Raw genomic sequence first — 25906 nt, forward strand, 5'->3', positions numbered from 1 at the left:
TGTGAGTCAAATGCTGCGGGACAAGCGCGCAGCAATCACCGCTTGCGCGGCAAAAGTGTCATAGAGAGTCTGTGAGGTGCAGAACGAAAGACTCGTAAGGCTTGAGAAGCAGGTGGCGATCGCGTGGCTCACAGTCCGGGTAATTGCTGATCACCACCCGCTGGCTGCTCTCCTCGTCGATCACCCGTTCAGGCAATGTGATTTCACACGTCTTGCCGTAAAAATTGCTCACCACCAGTAAACGTTCATGCCCGTCTTCGCTTGCGCGTAAATAGGCCCAGACCTGCTCGTGGTCTGGCAGCAACTGGCAATAAACGCCTCGCTGAATCAGCGGTTCAGAGCGGCGCAGGGCAATCAATTGGCGGTAGTAGTGCAGTACCGAAGCGGGGTCATCCAGTTGATTTTCGACATTGATCTGCGCGGCATTGGACGCCACCCCGATCCACGGCTCGGCGCTGGTGAACCCGGCATTTGGCTGATTGCTCCACTGCATGGGCGTGCGTCCGTTGTCACGCGACTTCTGCATGATCGTCGCCATGCTTGACGTCGCAGACTCGCCCGCGTCGCGCTTGAGACGATAAATATTCAGCGTTTCGACATCCCGGTATTGTTCGATGTGCTCGAAGCCGGGGTTAGTCATGCCAAGCTCCTCACCTTGATAAACGAAGGGAGTGCCTTGCAGAAAGTGCAGCGCAGTGCCGAGCATTTTTGCCGAAACCGCTCGATACTCGCCGTCATCGCCAAACCGCGACACGACCCTCGGCTGGTCATGGTTACACCAGAACAAGGCGTTCCAGCCGCCCCCCGCCTGCATGCCAGTTTGCCAGTCAGACAGAATGCGTTTGAGTTCAAGAAAGTCGAAATCAGCCTGAACCCACTTCTGCAGATTTGGATAATCGACCTTCAAATGGTGGAAATTGAAAGTCATCGACAGTTCGTTAGAATCTGGACGCGAGTATCGGATGCAGTGTTCGAGGGTGGTTGAGGACATCTCGCCAACGTTGATCAACGCATGACCTTCAAAGACCTCACGGTGCATTTCCTGCAGATATTGGTGAACGTTCGGACCGTCGGTGTAGAAACGACGCCCGTCACTTGCGTCCTCAGGAAAATCCGCCGGCTTGGAAATCAGGTTGATCACGTCCAGACGGAAGCCGCCAACGCCCTTGTCACGCCAGAAGCGCATCATCTTGAAGACTTCTGCACGTACTTTCGGGTTGTCCCAGTTGAGATCAGCCTGGGTGTGGTCGAACAGGTGCAGGTAGTACTGGCCGGTCTGCGCCTCGTATTCCCAGGCCGAGCCGCCGAACTTGGATTCCCAGTTGTTTGGTTGATCGCGCCAGATGTAGAAGTCGCGGTAAGGGTTATTGAGGCTGCTACGGGCCTGCTGGAACCAGACATGCTCGATGGACGTATGGTTGACCACAATATCGAGCATCAATTTGATGCCACGCTTGCCCGCCTCGGCTATCAGCAAATCGCAATCGGCCATGGTTCCGTAGCTGGGATCAATCGCGAAGTAGTCACTGATGTCGTAACCGTTGTCGCGCTGCGGCGAACGCAGAAACGGTGTCAACCACAGGCAATCGACACCCAACCATTGCAGGTAGTCGAGCTTGGCTACAACCCCAAGCAGGTCGCCTGTGGGATTGCCCGCGTGGCTGTAGAAGCTTTTCGGGTAGATCTGATAGATCACCGAATGCTGCCAGTCTTGCATGGCACGTTCCTTCAATTGATGGGTAATGGCCTTGAACACCTGCCTGGCAAAGCGACAACGTCGCCCTGCCGTCGAAGCGAACATTCAGGCAACCCGGTAGCCCGGCCGAATGATCTTCACGCTCAAGACGCAAGTCAGCAGAAACGGCACCGCCATGGCGATGACCATTCCCACCACGAAAACCGGGATGTATTGCGGCATGATTGAAATGAAGCCAGGCAAGCCGCCAACGCCGATTGCGGACGACTGGACCTTGTTCAGCGACAGAAACATGCAGCCCATGGAAGAACCGATGAGTGCTGCATAAAACGGGTATTTGTAGCGCAGGTTGATGCCGAACATGGCCGGCTCGGTTATGCCGAAATAGGCGGAAATTGCCGAGGTCGATGCCATGCTTTTGTCCCGTGCGTTACGGGTCATATAGAACACCGCCAGCGCGGAGCTGCCCTGGGCCAGATTGGACATGACGATCATCGGCCAGATGAAGGTGCCGCCCTGGGTCGAGATCAATTGCAGGTCCACACCGAGGAACATATGGTGCATCCCGGTAATGACCAACGGCGCGAACAGCAGACCAAAAATCGCCCCACCCACCAATGGTGCGAAGTCGAACAGCGTGACCACGCCCTCAGTGATGAGGATCCCCAGATGACGAGTGACCGGACCTATCAAGGCCAGTGCCAGAATACCGGTGATGACAATGGTGGTGATCGGCACTACGAGCAACTGAATGGCGTTGGGTACTCGTGCGCGCAGCCATTTCTCGATGACGCTCATTACATAGGCGGCCAGCAGAATGGGCAGGATCTGCCCTTGATAACCGACCTTCTCGATCTTGAACCAGCCGAAGATGTCGAAGTACGGCAGGCTCTGCCCGCCCATTCCCGCCACCACCTTGCCGTAGTTCCAGGCATTGAGCAGATCCGGATGAACCAGCATCAGGCCCAGTACGATGCCGAGAATTTCACTTCCGCCAAAGCGCTTGGCGGCGGACCAGCCAACCAGTGCGGGAAGGAAGACGAACGAGGTGTTGGCCATCAGGTTGATCAGGCTCCACACGCCGTCCAGCGCCGGGTAGGCCTCGAGCAACGTCAGTCCTTCGATAAACATGCCCTTGGCGCCAATCAGGTTGTTCACACCCATCAGCAAACCGGCAATGATCAGCGCAGGCAGGATCGGCATGAACACGTCTGAAAGTATGCGTACCAGACGCTGCATGGCGTTGATCTTGGCAGCACTCTGCTGCTTGAGGTCGGCAATGGTCAACGCTGCGAGGCCTGTCTGCTCGCGCAGCGCAGCGTAGACCTTCTCGACATCGCCGGGACCAATCACCACCTGGAACAGACCACCGGTGAAGAAAGACCCTTTGACCAGGTCGATCTGGTTCAGGGTTGCGACGTCTACCAACTTGGCATCTTTTAGGGACAGACGAAGGCGCGTGACACAGTGCGCGGCCTGCTCGAGGTTATCGCGGCCTCCCAAACTGTGAAGCAGCTCACTGGCGATCGCAGAATAATCGTGACTCATGCGCTTTTATCCTTTCAGGATTTTGTTATTGGAGAGCGTCATCGGTAGCATGTGGGATTGAAACTACTCGTCTGTACGAGTTAAAGCAATAACTCGTACAGACGAGTTTGTCCTTTTGCTTGTTCACGCTTGTTGGAAGGCGAGATTTCCGACATCCGGCACGGAGTCCTGTGTGCGTGATAGACAAACTGTCCCGCGCTCCCTAAGGTTCCCTGCTTACACCCAACCGGTACCGAGCGCACACCATGAGCAAATACAACCAGATCTATAGCGATCTGCTTGCCAGCATCACGACTGAACGCCTGGAACGTGGGGCCCGCCTGCCCTCGGAAACCGAGTTGATGGAGAGTTACAAAACCAGCCGCGGTACCGTTCGCAAAGCTATCGAGCAGTTGCAGGAGCGCGGGTTTGCGCAAAAGATTCACGGCAAAGGCACCTTCGTGCTGTCGCCTACGCCGATAGAGTTCCAGCTCGGGGGCATCGTCAGTTTTCAGGAAACCTATCCCACGCTAGGAAAAAACGTACGTACGGAGGTCGTGGAGCTTGTCCAGATCCCTCTTCAAGGCGCCCTGCTGGAGCATATTCAGGGCGAGGAAGGCAGCCTGATTACACGTATAAAGCGGGTACGGCGCATCGACGGCAGACGGGTGATTCTGGACATAAACCATTTTGTTGCCGACCTGATCACGGGACTGGATCGGACCATTGCCGAACATTCGATTTACGAGTTCATCGAAAAGACGCTGCAACTACAGATCAGCTACTCGCAGCGCACCATTGAGGCCATCCCCCGAGGTGCAGACGATCAGAAGCACCTTGACCTTGAGGGGCAAAGCCACGTGATCGTGGTCAGCAACCAGACCTTTCTGCAGGACGGACGACAGTTCGAGTACACCGAGTCGCGGCACACCCTCGACAAGTTCTACTTTTCTGATGTCGCGAGGCGCTGAAACGTCTGGACTGGAGGCTTCATCATCGAAGTGTGTCTGGTCCTGCACTCCGGGACTCAGGCAACACTTGCGTTTGCTGGAAACCGAGTCGTTTCGTACACTGCGTTCATTCGCGAGAAGCCCTTCAGCGCAGGTTCAAGGCCGCTGGCCCTCGCTCACCGCAAGCACTAAAAAGTACGCAGGAAGACCGTGGCAAAGAAATCAAGAAGGGAGCTTTTGAACTCGGCCAATGCTGCCGAAATACCGGTCACGGTTATCGACGTCGCTCAAGCCGCAGGCGTATCGCCTATCACCGTTTCGCGTGCGGTCAATCGACCCGAGCTGGTCAGCGATGCAACCCGCGCTCACGTGCTTGAATTCGTCAGAAAGATGGGCTACGTCCCCAATCGACTGGCTGGTAGCCTGGCCACCAGCAAAAGCAAGCTGGTCGCGATTGTTCTTCCGACCATATCCCATTCGATTTTTGCGACGGCTGTACAAGCCATCATGGATCGCCTCACTGACGCTGGCTATCAGTCACTGCTCGGCCCGACCGGCTATTCGCCTGAGAAAGAAGAAGCGCTGCTGGAAGCTATCCTGGGCAGAAGGCCCGATGGCATTGTGCTTACCGGGACGCTGCACACCGCCGGCAGTCGACAACGCCTGGCCAGCGCTGGCATACCGGTTGTTGAAGCATGGGATTTGAGCGAAACCTGCCTGGACATGCAGGTGGGTTTCTCTCATGAAGACGTCGGCACAACCGTTGCCAATCATTTCGTAGCCAAGGGCTATCGTCGTTTCTCGGTCATCACTGTGGACGATCCACGCGGCATTCGCCGCTGCAATAGCCTGATTGAGCAACTGAAACGCCACCAGATAGATGATGTCCCGGTAGAAATCCTCCCGCTTCCTGCGACATGGGAGGTAGGACGCGAAGGCCTGAAACGGCTGCTTTTGCGCGACGAAAAACCTGAGCTGGTTTTTTGCAGTTCGGACACTGTGGCGATGGGCGTTCTTGCTCAGGCTGCTGAATCAGGCCTGCGTGTTCCTGAAGATATTGCTGTCCTGGGCTTTGGTGACACGACCAACAGTCGGTTTGCACACCCTGCCCTTTCGACGATCAGCGTGAACTCGTCCGTCATGGGCAACGAGGTCGCAGACGCTCTATTGCGGCGGTTTTCAGGTGAACGGCTCCCAACGAGAATCAACAGCGGTTTCACCTTGATCGAACGCGCCAGCACCTGACTTTCTATTCAGAACGAAAAATCTTTCAAAGGGGCCTTGAATGATAACGTTATCTGCGGAATGATAACGTTATCGTTGTGCGACAACAGACGTGTTGAATGCCGACGGTTACCTATCTACCCGCATAAAAATAATTCGTGGGAGCGTCAGACATGCAAGAACCGAAGAAAACCCGTGCCCGGTATTTGATCCTGCTCATGTTGTTTTTAGTGACTACGATCAATTTCGCCGACCGCGCGACCATCTCTATTGCAGGATCCAGTATTCAGAAAGCGCTAGGCATTGATGCCATTACCCTCGGCTATATCTTCTCGGCTTTTGGCTGGGCTTATGTGCTTGGGCAGATACCCGGTGGCTGGCTGCTGGACCGGTTTGGTTCGAAAAAAGTTTACGCAGGCAGCATTTTCACTTGGTCGTTTTTCACCCTGTTGCAGGGTTACATCGGGGAATTCGGAATTTCCACTGCGGTGGTTCTGCTGTTCCTGCTGCGCTTTACCGTCGGCCTCGCAGAAGCCCCTTCCTTTCCTGGCAATGCGCGCATCGTTGCGTCATGGTTTCCTACCAAGGAGCGCGGCACCGCGTCGGCCATTTTCAACTCAGCACAGTATTTCGCTACCGCGCTGTTCGCACCGCTCATGGGCTGGATCGTTTACAGCTTTGGCTGGGAACACGTATTCATCGTGATGGGTGCGCTGGGTATTGTGTTTTCGATTGTCTGGATGAAAGTGATCTACAGTCCCAAGGATCACCCACTGGCGAACGAAGCGGAGGTCCGCTATATCGCGGAAAACGGCGGCCTGGTTGATCTCGACGACAAGCGCACCAATAAGGACTCCGGGCCGAAGTGGGACTACATCAAACAACTGCTTTGCAACCGCATGATGGTCGGTATCTACCTGGGCCAGTTCTGTATCAACGCGTTGACTTACTTCTTCCTCACCTGGTTTCCGGTTTATCTCGTTCAAGAACGCGGCATGACCATTCTCAAAGCCGGGTTCATTGCCTCGCTACCAGCCATCTGCGGTTTCCTCGGTGGCGTATTGGGCGGTGTGTTCTCTGACATGTTGCTGCGTCGTGGCAACTCGCTGAGCGTCGCACGCAAAACGCCAATCGTACTGGGCATGTTCCTGTCCATGTCTATGATCCTCTGCAACTACGTGGACGCAGACTGGATGGTGGTGTCGTTCATGGCATTGGCCTTCTTTGGCAAGGGTATTGGCGCGCTGGGCTGGGCCGTCATGTCTGACGTCTCTCCCAAGCAGATCGCGGGTCTGTCCGGCGGTATCTTCAACACCTTTGGCAACCTGTCTTCGATCTCCACGCCGATCATCATTGGCTACATCATCGCCGCGACCGGCTCGTTCAAAATGGCCCTGGTGTTCGTGGGTGCCAACGCACTTATTGCCGCGGTCAGTTACCTGTTCATCGTGGGTGACATCAAGCGGATCGAGCTCAAAGGCTTGCCCGTTCCGCCTGAGCAGCCCCAGGCCGCATCTTCCGATCTCGCCAAGACCAGCCATTGAGCCCAGCCAAAGGAATTCGAACCATGAACGCATTGACCTCAAGCTCGAACACGCGCGGCGCACCGACCATCACCGAACTTACAGTTGTACCGGTTGCCGGTCATGACAGCATGCTGCTCAACCTCAGTGGTGCCCACAGCCCCTACTTCACTCGTAACGTTCTGATCCTCAAGGACAACGCTGGGCGCATCGGAGTCAGTGAGGTGCCGGGAGGCGAAGGCATTCGCCAGACCTTGGAAGATGCTCGTGATCTGCTCATCGGTCAGTCCGTGGGCAACTACCAAAGCCTGCTGAATCAGGTTCGTAACAGCTTCGCAGACCGGGACTCGGGTGGTCGTGGCTTGCAGACATTCGACTTGCGAATCACCATTCACGCGGTTACCGCCGTCGAATGTGCGCTGCTTGATCTGCTTGGACAGCATCTTGAGGTGCCAGTGGCTGCGTTGCTGGGCGAGGGCCAGCAACGCGACGCAGTCGAAATGCTCGGTTATCTGTTTTACGTGGGCGACCGAAATCGTACCAATCTTCCGTATCGCGCCGAGCCAGACAGCGAAAGCGCCTGGTTCAATGTGCGTAACGAAGAGGCGCTGACGCCCGAAAAAATTGTAGGCCTCGCCGAGGCCGCCTACGAGCGTTACGGTTTCAAGGACTTCAAACTCAAGGGCGGCGTACTCCGGGGTGCCGAGGAGATCGAAGCCGTCACCGCCCTGTCAGAGCGTTTTCCCGAGGCGCGCATTACCCTTGACCCGAATGGCGCCTGGTCGCTCAAGGAAGCGATTGCCTTGTGCCGTGATCAACACCATGTGCTGGCATATGCCGAAGACCCGTGCGGCGCCGAAGATGGCTATTCGGGCCGCGAGGTGATGGCCGAGTTCCGTCGCGCCACCGGCCTTCGCACTGCCACCAACATGATCGCTACCGACTGGCGTCAGATGGGTCACGCCATTCAGCTGCAATCCGTGGATATTCCTCTTGCCGATCCGCACTTCTGGACCATGCAGGGCTCGGTGCGTGTCGCTCAGATGTGTAACGACTGGGGACTTACCTGGGGCTCGCACTCCAATAACCACTTTGACATCTCGCTGGCGATGTTCACCCACGTAGCGGCCGCCGCGCCCGGCAAGGTAACGGCTATTGATACGCACTGGATCTGGCAGGACGGTCAGCGCCTGACCAAGGATCCGCTGACCATCAATGGTGGGCTGGTCGCGGTACCGAAGCGTCCTGGTCTGGGTGTCGAGCTGGATTGGGACGCGCTTGCTCAGGCCAACGAAGTGTATAAAGGCATGGGCCTTGGCGCGCGCAATGATGCAGTTGCGATGCAGTACCTGGTGTCTGACTGGACGTTTGATAACAAGCGTCCTTGCCTGGTGAGGTAAAGCGCTGTTCAACGCGGAACCGAAGCCTGCAGCGGCGCGACACAGGAATAGCAAGGTTCCAGCTCTTGCTTTGGCGCTGTGTCGCGCTGCAACGTTTGAACGCGATCGTCAAGCCTGGCGGGTTTCAGACTTACTCGGCAATCACACAACTGGCTTCGACCTGCTGTGGGCCAAATGCCTGGCCTGCTGCGAGGTCGCCCACCAGTCCTTTCTGGTTCGCCTTTTTCAATTGCTGCTGCAGTTTCTGCAAACTGACTTTCTCGAAGACTGCGGTGTAACTCGCACCCAGTTCGCCGTCCGGATCAATAAAAACCTCGACCCTCGCTACCGGCAGGCCGAACACGGTAAACGTGGTCGGCGGCGTCAGCGTCCAGCTACCCGGCGAGCCTGGCGCAATGTCCTTGAGTTTGGCCGCCGGCAATACCGCGCGGCACTCAACCGCTGATTTCACGGACGCCTCTATCGCTGCCCAGCGTTGCGGGTCAATGGCGGCGCCATTGGCAGCAACAACCGGCAAGGCAGCCAGCAGAAGGTTTTCCATCATGGACTTGATTCCTTATCGATGCGTGAGTGGGTAGGCAAAAGCTCGTTGACATCGCTTCCTGTCATGTCAGCTCAACGCTGCATGCAAGCGCCCGAGGGTTGGTGTGCGAACATGAACATTGGTTCAGTAAGCGCGAGCCGGGCTGTGAGGCATCGCACAATTTGGCGCTGTTAAAATCATATGCCGCAAAAAACTACGCGATTTACAGTGCGACAGCGGTCATCGTGCACCGCTGTTCAGCAAGACTGACCCACCTTGCCTGCGAAGCGACTCCAATGAATCCGCTGACTATCCTGACTGCTTCGTTCCGCTTGCTGCTTGGCAACGTGGGCATCATCGCGCTGTTCTACCTGCCGCTTCTGGTGCTCGAGATGTGCATAAGCGCCCTTGTCCGAAGTCACGCTGCTGTCGACACGGAATGGGTCTATCAGTCTTTGATCGTTGTGGTCATTGCGCCCATATATACCGGTTATCTGATCCTCGCTCTTGAGACGCGCAGTTCAGGAGATCGACCGTCCTGTGCTGACCTTCTGCGCAACACTCTGCCTGTCTGGCCTGCGCTGGCGGTGCTGTCTGCGGTGGATCAACTGCTGATCATTCTTGTCACGCTGCCGTTTCTTTGGGGCGCCAGATGGGAAACGTTGATTCTCTCCAGCGTCGAGTATGTATCGCCCGGTATGTGGCTGTTGCTCCGGCTACTGGTCGCAGGTCTGGCCTTTACCGTACTGATTCGCCTGATATTCGACCAATGCCTGGTGGTGCTGAAAGCGCGTACGACTGTCGCCGCAATGCGCAAAAGTATCGATCTCTCCAGAGAGCACATCGGGCGCATCGCGGGCTGCGCTTTATGGATGACTCTGCCCCTGTTGGCGATCACCGCGCTGGTCTTCGGTCTGCGCCCTGACTGGATGGAGGGACTCATTGCAAGCTTCGAGCAAAACAGCCCGGCCACCCTCACGCTGTTGTCGGTCTTTGCCGCTTTCATCCGATTGTTCACAACGATTGTCATCTTCTGCCTGTTCAAACGGATCGGCCAGCAGGCTTCCACGTGATGAGACTTGACCCCATACGTTCACCGTGTAACTTGCTGCGCACGGTCCCGATGCTCGCCGAGCATTACTCTTTAATGGAATAAACATGGCCATGCGTAAATTCTTTGTTCTGTCTCTGCTTTTCTTTCCTTTGTTGGCCTCAGCAGATTGCACAGACCATCTGCAAGCATGGGCCAAAACGCTGCAACCCGAGTTGAAGCTCAACGCTGAACACGCCGTGTGCAAGATCAATCCTGCCAATGCCGGACAGATTCTGGCTGCCCTGCCCTTTGCCGAGAACGTCGATGAAGATGGCCAGGGCGATTACGGCCTGGCCGTGATAGTCGCCAATTCTGATAACGGAAAGATCATCGCTCATCACTATCAGGCCGCGGCGATCGTTTCAGATGCCATAAGTCTGGACTCCCTCGCCATCGACACAGCCCGCTATCAGCTTGCGCCCAAGTTGCGGGCATTCGGCGTAAGAATGAGTTACCAAGGGTCATCCAGAGTCAATCCGTTCAACAGCACGGTTCTGAACCTGTACCTGAACGAAGGCCCCAAATTGCGGCCGATCTCGGCCGGGCTCGTGGTCAGCAAAGGCGGCGGCGAGTGGGACGGTAACTGCACCGGGGAATTCTCTCAGACAGAACGCACTCTCTCCATCGCAGACAAGAGCAAGAACGGCCTTGCCAGTCTCCAGGTTGACGAAAAAACCATTGATACCGCTGAGCATCTGAAGGGTGATGAATGCGAATCTGTGGATACCAAACCGGCCGTAAAAAGATATTTGCTGGAATACAACGGGAACGAGTATGGGCTGCCGAGCGAGCTGAAGGGGCAGTAACTGACTGATACCACTATTTCCCGAGAGCAAACTCAGCTCGCCATCTGAAACCGCCGACGATACTCACTCGGCGTCAGACCCACGATGCGGGTGAAGACTTTTCGAAATGCGCCGGGGTCGGCATATCCGACGTCCCAGGCGATGCGTTCGACCGACTGGTTTCCTTGTTGCAGAATCGAGCGTGCACGGCCCACGCGGATGCGCTGGCAATACTCGGATGACGTCATGCCGGTCGCCTTCTGGAAGCGCCGCAGGAAAGTGCGCTCCTCCAGGTTGGCCTCGGCTGCCAGCTTTGTCAGGGTGATATCGATGGCGTCGGTGGCCTGTAACCAGTGCTGCACCTTGAGAATTGCAGCATCTGCGTGGGTCAGGCGCGGCGCAAAACTGCTGTAGTAGCGCTGTTCCCGGCCAGGAAGATCAATCAGCAGCATTTGCGCGGTGGCAATCATCACCTCAGAACCCAGAAAGCGGTCGACCAGCCGAAGGCTGAGGTCTGTCCAGCCCATCAGGCCGCTGGCGGTGATGATGTCGGCGTCATCGATCAGAAGCTGGTCGGTGTCTACGAAGATCTCAGGAAAGCGTTTCTCGAATCGTTCTGCAAGTGCGAAATGCACGGTCACTGTGCGGTCGTTGAGCAGGCCCGTTTCAGCCAACAAAAAAGTCCCGGCGCAGACTGATCCCAGGACGGCACCCGACAGGTGAGCGTCTTTCAGCCATTGAACAAGAGGCAGCGCACCTTGTCGGCCGATGGGCTCTCCCAGAATCGGCGGCACGAGCACTGCGACAGGACTCTCGGTCGAGCCCGGATGGCTGTCAAGAACCCGTTCTGGCGTATCGCCTTCCTTGTAGGCACTCCAGTGACTGATTCTGACGACATTGTCTTTCAGACCTCGTCGGTCGGCGGCGATACGCCCGGCGAGACCGAGCAGGTCGGTGATGCCAAGGACCGAGGCTTGTTGAACGCCCTCATAAAGCACGATTCCGATTTCAATCTGACTGCGGATTACCATGTGTCGTTTCCAGCCTTATACGTGTCGATTGCGCCACTCGATACCTTAGCGTGATGGCGTGACAATGTGTTAACGATTCAGTCATGACCCACAAGGTGAACCATGGAAGCGCACGCAGTAATAGTTGTCGATTTGCAGAAGGACTACCTGGTAACAGGCGATATGGCGCTGGTTGGCATTGAGCAAGCAGTAACCAACGCCGCACGGGTGATCGAGCGCTCACGCCAATTGGGTCACGTGGTGATCAATGTGCAACATGAGTTCGAGAGCCAGGACGCGCCGTTTTTCAGGCCCGGTACGCAAGGCGTCGAGTTCATTGAAGCGGTGTTACCCGCTGACGGCGAACCTGTGGTGGTCAAGCATTCCCCGAACTCATTCCAGGGAACGAACCTCAAGCAGTTACTTGATGAGCATGGGGTCAAAACGGTGACGGTCGTGGGGGCGATGAGCCACATGTGCATCGATGCAACGGTCCGGGCGGCGGCGGATTTTGGCTATCAGGTCACCGTGGTGCACGACGCATGCGCGACTCGCGATCTTGAGTTTCAGGGTAATGTCATCGCGGCGACCCAGGTTCATCAAGCCTTCATGTCAGCCCTGGGGTTTGCGTATGCGAAGGTCGTGACGACTGACGAGTACCTGGCGGGCTGAAGGCCGCTGTGACAGGGCTATGCCCTCCGTCACAGCGGCTGCTTTACGCCCAGCAACCCATCAGGCGCATTGCGCTACAGTGCGTCGCGTGACCAAAGGCCGCGCGAGGCTCAGCAGCCCGAGCAACGCCATGCCAGCGCCGACCCACAGCGGCGCTCGCAGCCCGTAACCCGCGTCGATTGCGCTGCCACCGGCCCAACTGCCCAGCGCCAGGCCAGCGGTGATCACCGAGGTATGAAGCGTGTTCACCAGTGCGCCTGGCTCAGCGGCTTTCATGACCCGGGCGACCATCGCCGGATTGAGCGCTACGCCGGTCAGGCCTATCGCGATGAAGCAACCGATGTTCAGCCAGCGATGATCGCCAGCCAGCGCAAACCCGCCCAGCGCCAGAACCAGCAGTAAAAGTCCCCAACCCAGTGCCGCAAGCGTGTGCCGGTCCGCGACACGCCCTACAAGCATGTTGCCCACAAGATTCGCTACGCCGTATAGCGCCAGCAGCGGTGCGACATGACTCGGGTCTATGCCTACTTCGTGAATCAGGATCGGCGTGCAATAGCTGAACGCCGCGAACGTCGCGCCAATAATCAAGCCGCTGGTGAGGTAAGCGGCCCACAGACCAGGATTCTTGAGCGTTGCCCACTGACGCCCAAGCTCGGGTTCACCGGACACCTTGTCGGTTGGCAAACGCGTTGCTGCAAATGCTGTGCACATCAGCGCCAGTACCACCACCAGCCAGGAACTGGCGCGCCAGCCATAATGATGTTCCACCCACGCAGTCATCGGTACGCCAGCAACTGGCGACAACATCAGACCCGCCAGCACCACCGACACCGCCCTGCCCCGTACTTGCGGTGCGACCAGCCCGGCACAGATCGTCATGCACAGACCAATACAGGCAGCGCTTGTCACACCCATCAAAATGCGTGCAATCACCAGCACCGTGTAAGTCGGGGCAATTGCTGCGACCAATGCCGCGCCTACATAGAGCGCGAGCAGCCCCACCAGGGCATGTTTGTTACTGATACCACGCGCCAGCAGTAATACCGTGACCGGCGGGCCACCCAGGGCCATGCCCAGTGCGTAATAGGCAATCAGGTTACCGACCTGCGCAAGGCTGACGGAAAACGCATCCGCCAGTGCAGGCATGATCCCGGCAACCATGAATTCTGCAGTGACCAGTGAAAAGATCGTCGCGCCCAGCAAGTAGACAGTCGGCGGCAGTTTAGAGCGGTTAGTCATGAGGATCTCAGGCAGAAACGGTCGGCCACCCTATGCAAAGTTGACCGTATCGTCAAATAACTGTTGGGCATAGGCACAAGCCTTCCGGCGCAAGCAAGCACAGAGCAGTCACCAAAAGTCATGTCCATTCAATGCCGGCATGGCCATGGGCATCAGTGCTGGCTGGGGTAGCTGACATCTCTCAATACGCGTCCGTAACCGCTATAAAGATTTCCGGCAGGCAACAACTTGTGCGCAGCCAGTTGCCGATGCGCGCTAGGGAGATGGTAGAACGGCATGCGCACGTAAAGGTGATGCTCGATGTGATAATGAACGGCATGAGGACCGAAAAAGAATGTCTGCCAGCTCGGTCGCACGATACTGCGTGCGTTCTGGCTCTGGTCAGCGTTGGGCGCAAAGCCTGCGTGTTCCAGGATTGCTCGGACTCGCCCCATCAAGGGCAGCAAAGTGATTGCCGGCAGTAACCACAAGCCCGCGTATAGCCACGGGTGTCCGCTCCAGTACAACACGCCGAACAGAACCCCATTGATGAGCAGCATCGAAGCCACTTCCCACTGTTTGAGGTGCGCCGATTTATCAACCCTGGGCATGATCGCGCGATAGTCGCCCCGGGCGAATTTGAAGGCACTGATGCAATAACCCGCGCCGGTAAGGTCGGCCAACAGTCGAAGGGCCAGTCGGCTGCGAGGCAATGGATAGTCGCCCAGACCAAAGACTGCAATCACCGGATCATCCTGTTCCATGGGACGTAGATGGTGTTTCAAGTGGCCGGCGCGGTAGGTCTGCAAAGAAAGAAACAGTGGGCCTGCGGCAAGCAACTGACCACACCAGTCATTCAGACGTTGCTGGCGCAGCAATACGCCATGAGCACTCTCATGCATGATCACCGCCAGCGCCAGTTGGCTGCGGGCGATGATCAACGCCGCCAGCAGGTAAACCAGCGGATGAGGCCAGATCGCGGCGCAGACCAATGAAACGGCGATCAAAACCCAATCTCCCATCAAGGCGAGGGAACCGCTCCAGGGCTTGATCACGAACAGCTCTGGCGCGAGAACAAAGGCATTCAGTGCCTGATTCTGGCCTGATCGGGATTCAGCTCGAGGCATGAAAGGGCTCTCCTTGTCGCATGGCCCTGGATCGCGTCAATAACGCGCATGACGCGGCGAGCAACACGCCACCTGCAACATCGATAACAGTGTGTTGCTTGAGGGTCAGGGTCGACAGGCAAATCAACAGCCCGGCAGCGCAGACCAGCCATTTGCCCGGGTGGTGCCACAGCGCACGGCAGGCCAGACACGTCACGGCGACGTGCAGGCTCGGGCAGCCATTGGACGCGTAATCGAGTGCCCAGAGCCGACTCAGGCGCTGGTGCAGAAACGTGTTTTCTATCGAACTGATATCAGGCCGGGGCACGTATTCAGGAAACAGCCAGAAGCACAGCATGGCAACGACAAAAGCCATTGCGGTCGCGTTCCTGAAAGCCTTGAAACCTTGAATATCGGTGTAGGCCGCAGCCAGCAATACCAGTGGAAAGAACAGCACGTATACCCACCAGGATTGCGCGATGAACGGGATCATTCTGTCCAGTGACGTCACCCACTCGTAGCGTGGCGTGATGAACCTCTGCAAGGTAATGAATACGCACAACCCTGCCAGCAGTCCAAACAGTGCAAGCAATGCCTGCCGAGAATTGACACTTGGCCTGGGGCGCTGCGCGGTCATGGTCATCGATCAGTGCGCCGACAGGCTGAGAAGATGCCTGACCCACACGTGGATTCGCGCTTGAGCGCACTCATCGCCGTTTACGCCGTGCGTCGATGCTGGCGCTGCCGTCATGTGCATCGCAGCCTGAGCCACCTGATGCTGGAATTCAGTGGCATCACCGCGCCAGATCACGGCCTCGTGCAGCAGCTGCATGTCGACGGCGCGGGCTGCATTGGTGGCCTGTTCAGGCTGATCGCTGAGCACCAGAACAATGGGCCGCCGGTACACTTTGGCGATGGACAACGCCGCCATGCCCGGCGCAGATACGATCATTCGGGCACTTGCGGCGCGGCTGGTCCATAGCGGGTCTACTGCCAGCCAGCCTTCTCGTCCGGCGTAACCCTCTCCTACCCGATGCATCGTCAGGCCTGCGTCGACAAGACCGGCGCTCAATGCGTCGGCCAGGCGAGGCTCGGCGAAGTGTGGATTCAGGTACACCGCAGCGTCAGCAGCCGGTTCATTCAACGCCTCGGCCAGCGCCACAGGCGTTGGCAAACGGTACACGAGCGCGTTTTTGAAAGAAGACGCGTGGACGGACTCCTGTGCGCAAACGTCCACTTCATAGGCGAAGTCATGCTCGAAACAGGCGCGCGCCCGGTTAATCTGACGGCTGACAATCCAGGCAAACAACTTGCCGAACTGCCGAGGCCACATCCCTTCGAAGTTACTCAGCAGCGCGGCCTTGAGGCTGGCACCGTAGACGTGCACGACTTTGCGGCGCCACCCCGGCAGCATACCCATGTACAACAAGGCGGGATGAAAAGAGTCATTGATCACCAGATCCGTCTCACGCAACAAACGGCTCAGATGAACAATGTCACGCAGCATCCTGCCAGGATGGAACAGATACCAGCCGACGTTGCGGTTGGTGGCTTTGCGCAGCATGTTCTGTTCGCTGTCGAACTGCACCGCGTAATGAGTGGAAAGCACACTGGCCTGAACATCGAAACGTTGCAGGAACTGCACGCCCTCCTCTGAGGTGGTCAACACATCGACGTGAGCGCCGGCTTTGCGCAGGGCATGCACCAGCAATTGTGCGCGCATCAGGTGGCCACGGGCGTCGGCGGTTGCCAGATACAGAATGCGCGAGCTCATCGAGCTGCCGAGCCCAGGCTGCCCAGCATCAAACCGGCAACGTACATCGCCAAAGCGCCGGTCACACCGAAGCTTGCGTCGATGGCACGAATATCTTTCAGCAACAGCGCCAACTGCGGTGCTTCATGAGGCGCAACGATGCGCTGCAGGGTGTTCTCGCACAGCCGAATATGGGCTTTTTCATCGCCGAGCACCTGAGACAAAAGCGGATACATCGTGTGCTGTGCACCAATGACCGAGCAGTGTCGTCTCAACACGCGCTCAGCCATCTGTTCCGCACACAATCCGGTGGCATAAGCTGGCACCAGCAGGCCGTGTTCGAAACGGGGAGCATATTTATGCGCCAGACGTTGCCAGCGCATTATCTTGCGCTTGCTCAGCCAGTCAGGTTCCAGCCGCGGCGCCTCCTTATCGCCCAGCGCGTACAGGGCCTGTGCGAACAGCGCCACATGGCGCCGCTCGTCCGCCAGGTGCCGCTCGACCTGGCGTTCGAGCCATGCCGGAGACTGAGGCAGCAAGTCCTCAAGCAACGTACGCTCAGTCGCGTCTTCACCTGCCAGGTACATGCGCAGTAGCAACCTTTCGCCACGACGGCTACGGTGCAGCTTTTGCAGAGCGGAGCGTTTGATGCGGTCGACTGCTCGCACCTGCAACGATCTCAATCCGCGGACCTGAGGCGGGCTGATCGCGTGCATGACCGCCTCATTGGTGGCAAATGTCTCAGTCGTCATTGCGCTGGCTGGGACGACGTGCCGGCAGATGCCGTGGCGAAAGTCGGACTGCGATGCCAGGCCAGAATCAGACCGATGAAGCTGTCACGCATGAACTCGAAGCCTACTCTGGAGGCTTGCGGAAAGCTTTGTTCACGGCCGCTGTAGCGCAGGTAGCCGTTGCCGTTCACAGCGCCCAGTTCCAGGGTGTCGAGCTTGTTCAAACCGCGCTGGCGGACATCCTTTAGCAAAGGACTGTCTTCGAGACCGAACACAAAAAGTTGGCGTTGCACTGCCCAGACCGGTATCTGCCCCGTCAAGGCTTGCAGGTTGAGGTTCCAGGTGCCGTTTTTCATGACCTCACCCAACTCTGCGGTTTTCGGTTGTTCCGAGGTAAAGCGGGCGCGCATCAGTGATTTCGACACTTTGCCTACGCCAAGGGCGACCGTGATGTCATCGGCGGCCGGATTTTGTTCGTCGCTCGGACGTACGGCGACGAAATAGCTCGCGACCTGGGCGGTGATCGAAGGCTGCGCCAGAATGTCCCGCGCCTGCTCGGCAGAAATCAGGACACGCTCACTCGCACCTTCTTGCACCTTGATCTGGTATGGGTCGAGCATGACGTCCTTGAACTTGCCGCGCACTGGTGTGTGCACATAAGCGTCGGATTTCCACTGCTTACCGGAGCGCCTCAACAGCACCTGCAGGCTCAAGGGCACACGCGTACCGTCGGCCGCGATGCCGCTGCCATGCAGCAGCACTTCGGCGAGCACGGCCTTGCTGTCATGACTGCCCTCGGCGCCAATAACGATGACATGGGCTTGCGCGTCTAGGGTGGCATGGGCGTCCGATACGTCCAGCGCGATGCGGTTGCAGTCGTGATCGCTTTGACCCGACGTTCCGGGGCAGCCGCTGCCTGACTCGAAGTGAAACACGTCGCGGCCTTTGTACTCGACGGGTGCGGCATTGGCCTGACTGTTGAACGCCAAGATCGTCAGACACACGGCAGACAGACCGACCGACAGAAACGGTGATGCTTTCATACGTACTTCCTCTGTACACGCCGTGCAGGGCTGATCAATCCACGGGGCGATGATAAGACAGGGCTTCACTGTGACGGGCGCTCGCGCGACCGGCATTGATACCCATGCCGCGCAACACCGCACCGGCGGTATCAATCAGTGAGATGACGATAACCATTGCCGTGGCGGCAAGGCGCCTGGAGCCGTGCAAGGGTGGCAAATCCTGATGATTGAGCGCGCGCAGGCTGTAGCGCAATCGGCCGGCCATCACGCACAAAGGTCCAAGCGGGCCGCTGTTGCCCAGCCATTGCAGCCATTTCGGCATATAAGCGCGTACCAGATGAGGCGTGAGATCGACACTGTCGCCGCCTCTCAGCCAACGCAACTTGATGACTTCACGGCGTGTGTCTGGCAGTCGGTGCTCGGTGTGGGCGTGCGCGGCATAGGCCACTGCAACACCCGCGGCCTGCATGCGCAGGCCCATGACCTGACAATGAGCGCGGTAGACGCCGGCGAGCGGCTCGTAGCGATATTGCTCGAATGTCTCACGGCGAAAGGCGACGTTGTTGGCATAGAAGTTACGCGTGGCCTTGCCGCGTAACGGACTGGGGAAGTACATGAAATCGATGGAGGTCAGCGCGCTGCCCGTGACACTCGGCGCATAACTGGTACGCCCCGCAACCGCCAGTGGCGCGTCTTTCTGAACAAAGGGCGTCAACAGATTTTTCAGCCAGTCATCGCAAGGCAGGCAGTCGGCGTCGGCAAATACCACGTACTGACATCGGATACGGTCCACCGCGTCGAAGCCGGCATTCTTGGCATCGTAATAGCCTGTGGAGCGGTCTATTTCAATAAAATCCAGTGCTCTGCCCGCCAGTACGTTCAGCGTTTCGCGTGCTGATTCGTCGATACCGTCATGGGTGATGATCCACTGGGCAAAATGCCGGGGTGGCAAGCTCTGGCGCTTGAGGCGCGTCACCAGACGTTTGAGGCTGTCAAGTGACTGATCTGCCCCTTGCCCGCCGCGCAGATTGTTGGTCTCCAGCACGAGCGCTGTCTTGCCGGCTATGCACTCCAGCAACGTAAGTGCCTCGTCGGGATGCCACGTCCGTGATTCCTTTTCCTGGCTATCCATTTCAGTGCGTCTCTTTTATAAGGACCGCTTGATCAGGCTTTGTGTCGCATTCTCCCTGTATTGGAATGCCAGCGCCGGCAAAGCGCTGGCATCACATCACTAATTACTGGATTAATCAAACACGGTTTTAATTATGGCGCGTACATGCTTGACTGCTGACTGCTGACTGCTGACCGCGCTCAAGTCACACACCTGTTGGCACTTCAGCATCCAGTCCGGTTTACCAGAGCGCGATGTCGTAAGTGACATAGAGGCGATTACTGTCACGACCGCGAGCAAAGTCCGAGCGGTAAACGTAATTGCGCAGTTTCACGCCCAAACCTTTGAACGTCCCACCCTGAAGCACATACGCGAGTTCGGCGTCCCGTTCCCACTCACTCAATTGCGCCGAGCCGGACTTGCCGTTGTCACCACTCAGGTATCGAGTCGAGAACGTCAGGCCGGGTATGCCGACTTTTGCGAAGTCGTATCCGTAGCTGAGCATCCAGGTCTTTTCGTCTTCTTCGATAAACTTGCCTATTCCGACATTACTGAAGGAGTAAACCGTCGCGCCGTTTATGTACGGCAAGCCGGCTTCGCCATCCAGTACCTGATAACCGCCGCCGAAACTGTGTCCGGCGATGGCATAGGTCAATTGACCACTCAGCATATCGTTATCGATCTTGCCGGAGCGTCCCGTGCCAGCGTCATCGCTATGGAAGTAACGAAGGTCGCTGGTAAGCACCCCGCTGCCCAAAGGAAGGTCATGCTGAATGGACGCAAAGTGTTGGCGGTAGAAGTTCTCGAGTTCTCCGTAGAAATAGCTCAGGCGGATATTCTTGCCCAGTTTGTAATCGCCACCCGCATAGGAAAAGTCCGAGCCCCTGCCGGTAAAGCCGTCCGGAATTATCGAGCGGCTGTCAGATGAGTCGCGCAACTTGAACTGATCCAGATGGCCGCCAGTGAGTGTCAGGTTATCGATGTCGGTGCTGGTGAACTGGGCGCCCTGATAGGTCTGAGGCAACAGTCGGGCGTCGTTGTAGATCAGCACCGGAGTTTTGGGTAACAACGTGCCGTATTTGACGGTGGTTTTTGAAAAGCGCGCCTTGACCGCAGCCCCAATGCTTGAGAATTCATCGGCGGCACGTCCGTCCGCGTGCACCGGGAGCAAACCAGTGCCGCTTCGCCCTTTGCCGGAGTCCAGTTTGACGCCCAGCAATCCTGACGCGTCCAGACCGAAGCCTAATGTTCCTGGCGTGAAACCCGACTGGTAGTCCAGCAGGAAGCCCTGCGCCCATTCGGTTCGTTCACTTTTGGCGGTACGGGCAGCGTTTGCACTCAAACCGTTTTCATCGCGGAAGTTCTCGTTGAAATAGACGTTGCGCAGCTGCAACTTGAGCTTGCTGTCTTCGATGAACCCTGCAGCGTCGACGCCCGCAAAAGGCAGTACACCCAGCAGCGGAAAAAGGGTCGCACGTGTTGTAAATAGACTCATGCTCACTACTCATTGTTGTTATTGAAGATGCATTGATCCGCCCACCCCTTTCAGGGCGTGTATCCAGAGGAGTATTTGAAAAAGGGATCAGACGAACAACGTTATCGCGCCGGTCAACAGTGCCAGGGCTGTGACCACCAGCGAGGTCAGAACTGCCCACTTGACCGTGGCCTTCTGGAAGTCGCCAATGTCGCGGTCGATCATGCCCACCAGCAACAGGGTCGAGGCCACCAGCGGGCTCATCAAATGCACGGGCTGGCCCAGAATCGATGCTCTGGCGATCTCCAGTGGGCTGATGCCGTAAGCCGCTGCGGCGTTGGCCAGGATCGGAACCACGCCGAAGTAATAGGCATCGTTTGACAGCACAAAGGTCAGCGGCATGTTGGTAAGGGCAACCACCAACGGGAACAGATGACCCCATTCCGGTGGAATCCAGGCAACCAGCGTTTGCGCCAGCGCGTCGACCATCTTGGTGCCCGAGAAAATCCCGGCGAACACACCGGCGGCGAATACCAGAAGGACGACCGTCATCGCGTTGCCTGAGTGCGCCAGGATGCGCTCTTTCTGAATGTCCAGCTGCGGATAGTTGATCATCAGCGCCAGTACGAAGCCGATCAGAAACAGAACCGCGGAATGCATCAAGCCCATCACCAGCGCGACCATCACAAGGATGACCAGTGCCAGATTGACGTAGGCCAGCTTCGGTCGTTTGTGCGGTGCGTTACCGAGGATCTCTTCGATGTAACACTCGCCTCCTCCGCTTTGCAGCTGCACGTTGCCGATGCGCTTGCGCTCCGCACGGCCAAGCAGAAATGCAGTGAACACCACCCAGGCCGCGCCGCCGACCATGGTAGGCAGCAACGGAATGAAGTACTCCCCGGCATCAAGGCCCAGCGCAGCAATGGCGCGTGTGGCCGGACCGCCCCATGGGGTCATGCCGCTCATGATGCTCAGCGACAGCATGGACACAATCCCGAGGATCATCGGGTTCATGCCGATGCGCTTGTACAGCGGCAACATGGCCGCGCAGGTAATCATATAGGTCGTCGTGCCATCGCCATCCAGCGCCACGGTCAATGACAACAGCGCTGTGCCGACCGCAATTTTCATCGGGTCACCGTTGACCCGTTTCAAAATCTTGCGAATCAGCGGGTCGAACAACCCGGAGTCGATCATCAGGCCGAAAAACAGAATGGCGAACAACAGCAAAGCAGCGGAGGGAGCGACCATTTTCAGGCCATCCAGCATCATCTTGCCGGTGGTGCCGCCAAAGCCTCCAATCACGGCAAATATGATCGGGACGATGGTCAGAGCGACAATCGGCGACAAGCGTTTAGACATGATGAGGTAGGTGAATACCACCACCATGGACAAGCCAAGGAAGGCAAGCATAGGGCTGTTCTCTTTTTGTTATTGACAGTTATGTAAGCGCAGGCGAACCCTGCCAGGCCTGTCGGTCATCGCTGGGCGACGCTCGACAGGCTCGGAGGTGTGTCGGGGTTATAGGGATGTGTCGGGTGGTGCCAGCGAACTCAGATGCGCTCGGCCGCTCGAGGTGTTTCCCATTGAGCGAGTTCCGGAGCGGTGGTCGCGGCCTTGCCGTCGAGCCTTTGCATCAATACCTGGCGATCACAGGCATTTTCGGAGAGCGAAATCACTACGGTTGCAACTGCATTGCTCGCCAGGCTGGTGAGCGCCCTTGCCTCGGACATGAAGCGATCGATGCCGATCAGCAAGGCCAGCCCCGCCAACGGGATGTCGTGAATCACGGTCAGCGTCGATGCCAGCGCGACGAATCCGCTGCCGGTCACGCCGGCAGCGCCCTTGGATGAGAGCAACATGATCGCCAACATGGTCAGAGTCTGGGTCATGCTCAGTTCGATGTTGCAGGCCTGAGCAATAAAGATGGCGGCCAACGACAGGTAGATTGCTGTCCCGTCCAGATTGAATGAATAGCCTGTCGGCAACACCAGACCGACGACACCTTTCTTGCAGCCCAGCGCTTGAAGCTTTTCAAGCATGCGCGGCATTACCGGTTCGGTGGACGACGTACCGAGCACCACCAGAAACTCCTCCCGGAAGTAACGCAGCAGCTTCCAAAGGCTGAAGCCATGCGCCCGGCAGATTCCGCCCAGCACCACGAAGACGAAGAAACCGCAGGCGATGTACAGCGTCATGATCAGCTTGGCGAGTGATCCCAGCGAAGTAATGCCGTACTGGCCCACGGTGAAGGCCAGCGCACCAAACGCTCCTAACGGGGCGAAACGCATCAGGTATGAAAATATCTTGAACACCATGTGCGAAGCCGACTCGAGCACGTCAAGCACCGGCTTGCCGCGCTCGCCCAATGATGACAGCGCGAAGCCTGACAGCACGGCGATGAACAGCACCGGCAAGACCTCACCTTTATTGAAGGCGCCGATAAACGTATCCGGAATGATGTGCATGAAGAAATCAACTACGCCCAGCTTCGCTGCAGACTCGGTGTATTGCGACAACCCGGCAGTGCTCAGTTTAGTGGGATCAATGTTCATCCCGACACCGGGCTTGATCACATAGACCGCCACCAGCCCGATAAACAGACTGATCACTGTCAGACCGAGAAACAGCAGCATCGTCTTGCTCAACAAACGGCCCAGCGAGCGCTTGTCGCTCATTCCGGCGATGCCAGTGACGATGGTGCAAAACACCACCGGAGCAATCATCATCTTGATGAGTTTGATGAACGCGTCGCCCAATGGTTTGAGAGCAATCGCCTGTTGAGCCCAGAAGTGCCCGACCAGCACCCCGAGGACTACCGCGCAGAGAATCTGAAAGTAGAGCGATTTTGCGATTTTCATGATGCATCACCCATTATTGGTGTTGTTCTGATGCGATAACGCAGATACGTCAGGTAAAACACAGCACAGCCATCGAGCACTCAGCCCGCGAGCAACTGCACGCCGGGCGCATAAACTTCGCCGGAAAACAGGCGTCGTGCGGTCCGGACCACCGAGGCGCGAATGGTTTGCCCATTGTCACCTACGTAGGCCAGCGCCACTTGAATCGAACCGCTCGGGTGTTCTATCCGAACCTGCTGCAAACGGGATTCTCCAGAGGCACCCAGCAACTTCGCGACCACGGTTCCTTCGCTGACACAGGCCGTCGCCAATCCGATCGATCCGGTAATAGCCAACGCTCTATGACAGTTATGCGGCATGAAGTAACGAACCTTGAGGGTGCCGCCATCGCTCGGCAGCGACACCAGAACAGGCTTCGGAATGACCTTGTCGCTCACATCGCCCAGGCCCATTGCCATACCGGCGCGCAAGCGTAACGCTTCGAGCTTGCGCAGAAAATCCTTGTCGGCATCCAGCTCCGCAGGTGTTTCATTACCGTATTTGCCCAGTAGCGAAGCGTCGATGATGACCATCGGCATGGCCATGTCGATACAGGTGACCGGCACGCCATCGAAGTAATCCGTCTGCTGGCCTGTAGGGAACAGCTTGCCGGTTTTACTGCCGGCAGCGTCGAGAAAGGTCAGTTGCACGGGTGCTGCTGAACCTGGGACGCCGTCTATGCGGGTCTGGCCTTCATAACTCACCTGACCGTTCGGCGTATGGACATCGGCACACACAAACGTGCCGGTATTGAGGTTGCGAATTCGTACCTGCGTCACCTCCCCCGTTGCCTTTACCAGGCCTTGCTCGACGGCAAACGGCCCGACGGCGCAGAGCATATTGCCGCAGTTGGGCGCTGTGTCTACACGGCGTTGGGAAACCATGACCTGAACGAACAGGTAGTCGACATCCGCATCTGCGTGGGTCGAGGGGCTGACGATGGCAACCTTGCTGGTTTGCGGGCTTCCGCCGCCGATACCGTCAATCTCCAGCTCATGGCCGGACCCCATCACTGCGAGCAGTAGCTCATCACGCTCGTGGCTTGAAGAAGGCAGGTCGCTGGCAAGAAAGACCGGCCCCTTGGAGGTGCCGCCGCGCATGAGTACACAAGGAATCGGTTGCATAAAATCTGACTCTTGTTGATCAATTGGGTTAATTGATGTGTTGAAAGCAAGAGTCACACGGATTTTTGACCTTATCCAATGCAAAGATCGTAGTTATTATTCCACTTATTGGAATAATAGCGCTGCTCGCTTTTCACCCTCGCTCAATGATCGACAAGGAAAATAAAATGGAATATGAGCTTCAAGATATTCGATCATTCGTGAAAATCGCCGAACTGGGGAGTTTTCATGAGGCGGCTGAAGTGCTGCATATTTCTCAGCCGGCCCTTACCCGGCGTATCAAGAAGCTTGAGCAGGGTCTTGGCACCTCTTTGCTGGACAGAACCACTCGAAGGGTCAGCCTGACCAGTGTCGGTCGTGATTTCTTCCCCAAGGCGCGTCGACTGCTGGATGATTTTGAAGATTCAATTCTCAACATTCGCGAGCTGGCAGAGCGACAGATAGGTCAGGTCACCCTCGCCTGCATCCCGACCGCCGCGTTCTATTTCTTGCCCAGCGTGATTCGTCTGTACAACGAGCGCTACCCCAAGATCCGCATCCGCCTGCTGGACCTGAGCGCCAACGAGGGTCTGGAGTCGGTGTTGCGTGGCGAGGCAGATTTCGGCATCAACATGATGAGTGGACAGCACCCGGACATCGAGTTCATACCGTTGGTGAAAGAGCCATTTGTACTCGCCTGCCGACGTGACCATGAACTGGCGAAGCGCGAGTCAGTCGCCTGGAACGAATTGAGTGAGTATCGGCTGATTGGCGTCGGTCGGCTCAGCGGCAACCGGATGATTCTCGACCATGCGCTGGCAGGGCTGAGCTGGCGTCCGAAATGGTTCTATGAAGTGCAACATCTGTCGACCTCGCTGGGCATGGTCGAGGCCGGCCTCGGTATATCCGCAATGCCAAGCCTGGCGATGCCCGCCCACGACCATCCAACGCTGGTCAGCGTGCCGCTGGTAGATCCGGTAGTGCAAAGGACACTTGGGTTGGTCTCACGCCGAGGCGCGTCACTCTCTCCAGCTGCGGAGAAGTTCGTTGCGATGCTGCTTGAGCAGTGGCCTCAGTGACCG

Annotated in this window: 23 protein-coding genes; 8 read left to right on the forward strand and 15 right to left on the reverse strand. The window is 57.3% G+C overall.

The annotated features are described in order from the left end of the window. Positions 1–58: 58 nt before the first annotated feature. Both treC and treP read right to left on the reverse strand, forming a co-directional pair. Positions 59–1717 carry an alpha,alpha-phosphotrehalase gene (treC, locus tag KDX37_RS22515; protein ID WP_231655259.1) on the reverse strand — a complete coding sequence of 553 codons (1659 nt, stop codon included), beginning with the start codon at positions 1715–1717 and terminating at the stop codon, positions 59–61. 84 nt (positions 1718–1801) lie between these two features. After that, positions 1802–3244, reverse strand: a complete 1443-nt coding sequence (treP, locus tag KDX37_RS22520; protein WP_231655228.1) for a PTS system trehalose-specific EIIBC component — start codon at positions 3242–3244, stop codon at positions 1802–1804. Positions 3245–3489: 245 nt separating this feature from the next. On the opposite strand from treP, the gene treR reads away from it, so the two are divergent. The 4 genes from treR (at position 3490) to gudD (ending at position 8320) form a co-directional block, all read left to right on the forward strand. Then, the gene (gene treR, locus KDX37_RS22525; protein ID WP_231655229.1) at positions 3490–4194 is read left to right on the forward strand and encodes a trehalose operon repressor; all 705 of its coding nucleotides are present in this window, start codon (positions 3490–3492) and stop codon (positions 4192–4194) included. Positions 4195–4383: 189 nt separating this feature from the next. Continuing rightward, entirely contained in the window at positions 4384–5418 is a 1035-nt protein-coding gene (locus KDX37_RS22530) for a LacI family DNA-binding transcriptional regulator (RefSeq protein WP_231655230.1), read from the forward strand. A gap of 152 nt (positions 5419–5570) precedes the next feature. Continuing rightward, on the forward strand, positions 5571–6941 hold the full coding sequence (locus KDX37_RS22535; RefSeq protein ID WP_231655231.1) for an MFS transporter: 1371 nt from the start codon (positions 5571–5573) through the stop codon (positions 6939–6941). A gap of 23 nt (positions 6942–6964) precedes the next feature. Then, the gene (gudD, locus tag KDX37_RS22540) at positions 6965–8320 is read left to right on the forward strand and encodes a glucarate dehydratase (protein WP_231655232.1); all 1356 of its coding nucleotides are present in this window, start codon (positions 6965–6967) and stop codon (positions 8318–8320) included. 130 nt (positions 8321–8450) lie between these two features. On the opposite strand, the gene KDX37_RS22545 is transcribed toward gudD, so the two are convergent. After that, positions 8451–8864 carry a hypothetical protein gene (locus KDX37_RS22545; protein ID WP_231655233.1) on the reverse strand — a complete coding sequence of 138 codons (414 nt, stop codon included), beginning with the start codon at positions 8862–8864 and terminating at the stop codon, positions 8451–8453. A 275-nt stretch (positions 8865–9139) separates the two neighbouring features. Between KDX37_RS22545 and KDX37_RS22550 the strand changes: the two genes are divergently transcribed. After that, entirely contained in the window at positions 9140–9916 is a 777-nt protein-coding gene (locus tag KDX37_RS22550) for a hypothetical protein (protein ID WP_231655234.1), read from the forward strand. Between the two features lie 85 nt (positions 9917–10001). Then, positions 10002–10742 (forward strand): PA3715 family protein, encoded by a 741-nt coding sequence (locus KDX37_RS22555; protein ID WP_231655235.1) that lies wholly within the window; start codon positions 10002–10004, stop codon positions 10740–10742. A gap of 32 nt (positions 10743–10774) precedes the next feature. On the opposite strand, the gene KDX37_RS22560 is transcribed toward KDX37_RS22555, so the two are convergent. Next, entirely contained in the window at positions 10775–11752 is a 978-nt protein-coding gene (locus KDX37_RS22560; protein WP_231655236.1) for a GlxA family transcriptional regulator, read from the reverse strand. A 102-nt stretch (positions 11753–11854) separates the two neighbouring features. Between KDX37_RS22560 and KDX37_RS22565 the strand changes: the two genes are divergently transcribed. Continuing rightward, complete coding sequence (locus tag KDX37_RS22565) at positions 11855–12403, forward strand: cysteine hydrolase family protein (RefSeq protein ID WP_231655237.1); 549 nt, start codon at positions 11855–11857, stop codon at positions 12401–12403. A gap of 60 nt (positions 12404–12463) precedes the next feature. On the opposite strand, the gene KDX37_RS22570 is transcribed toward KDX37_RS22565, so the two are convergent. The 11 genes from KDX37_RS22570 to KDX37_RS22620 all read right to left on the reverse strand — a co-directional run bounded on the left by KDX37_RS22570 (position 12464) and on the right by KDX37_RS22620 (position 24845). Continuing rightward, positions 12464–13642: an MFS transporter gene (locus KDX37_RS22570; RefSeq protein ID WP_231655238.1), complete on the reverse strand. Its 1179-nt coding sequence runs from the start codon at positions 13640–13642 to the stop codon at positions 12464–12466. Positions 13643–13794: 152 nt separating this feature from the next. Continuing rightward, positions 13795–14748, reverse strand: coding sequence for a fatty acid desaturase family protein (locus KDX37_RS22575; RefSeq protein WP_231655239.1), 954 nt, complete (start codon positions 14746–14748; stop codon positions 13795–13797). Next, positions 14735–15370, reverse strand: a complete 636-nt coding sequence (locus KDX37_RS22580; protein WP_231655240.1) for a phosphatase PAP2 family protein — start codon at positions 15368–15370, stop codon at positions 14735–14737. The genes KDX37_RS22575 and KDX37_RS22580 overlap by 14 nt, the downstream gene beginning before the upstream one ends. A gap of 3 nt (positions 15371–15373) precedes the next feature. Then, positions 15374–16501 (reverse strand): glycosyltransferase family protein, encoded by a 1128-nt coding sequence (locus KDX37_RS22585; RefSeq protein ID WP_231655241.1) that lies wholly within the window; start codon positions 16499–16501, stop codon positions 15374–15376. Continuing rightward, positions 16498–17196 carry a hypothetical protein gene (locus tag KDX37_RS22590; RefSeq protein ID WP_231655242.1) on the reverse strand — a complete coding sequence of 233 codons (699 nt, stop codon included), beginning with the start codon at positions 17194–17196 and terminating at the stop codon, positions 16498–16500. Before KDX37_RS22590 ends, KDX37_RS22585 begins: the two co-directional genes overlap by 4 nt. Before the next feature lie 32 nt (positions 17197–17228). Next, entirely contained in the window at positions 17229–18254 is a 1026-nt protein-coding gene (locus KDX37_RS22595; protein ID WP_231655243.1) for a hypothetical protein, read from the reverse strand. Between the two features lie 34 nt (positions 18255–18288). Next, a complete protein-coding gene (locus KDX37_RS22600) occupies positions 18289–19368 on the reverse strand; it encodes a glycosyltransferase family A protein (RefSeq protein WP_231655244.1) in 1080 nt (359 codons plus the stop codon). A 220-nt stretch (positions 19369–19588) separates the two neighbouring features. Beyond that, positions 19589–20842, reverse strand: coding sequence for an OprD family porin (locus KDX37_RS22605; protein WP_231655245.1), 1254 nt, complete (start codon positions 20840–20842; stop codon positions 19589–19591). Positions 20843–20929: 87 nt separating this feature from the next. Continuing rightward, entirely contained in the window at positions 20930–22234 is a 1305-nt protein-coding gene (locus tag KDX37_RS22610) for a CitMHS family transporter (protein WP_231655246.1), read from the reverse strand. Positions 22235–22374: 140 nt separating this feature from the next. Then, complete coding sequence (locus tag KDX37_RS22615; RefSeq protein WP_231655247.1) at positions 22375–23682, reverse strand: dicarboxylate/amino acid:cation symporter; 1308 nt, start codon at positions 23680–23682, stop codon at positions 22375–22377. 80 nt (positions 23683–23762) lie between these two features. Next, the gene (locus KDX37_RS22620) at positions 23763–24845 is read right to left on the reverse strand and encodes a 4-oxalomesaconate tautomerase (protein WP_231655248.1); all 1083 of its coding nucleotides are present in this window, start codon (positions 24843–24845) and stop codon (positions 23763–23765) included. Between the two features lie 167 nt (positions 24846–25012). On the opposite strand from KDX37_RS22620, the gene KDX37_RS22625 reads away from it, so the two are divergent. Then, positions 25013–25903 (forward strand): LysR family transcriptional regulator, encoded by an 891-nt coding sequence (locus KDX37_RS22625; RefSeq protein ID WP_231655249.1) that lies wholly within the window; start codon positions 25013–25015, stop codon positions 25901–25903. Positions 25904–25906 lie beyond the last annotated feature (3 nt).

The organism is Pseudomonas californiensis, assembly GCF_021147775.1.
Lineage (GTDB): Bacteria > Pseudomonadota > Gammaproteobacteria > Pseudomonadales > Pseudomonadaceae > Aquipseudomonas > Aquipseudomonas californiensis.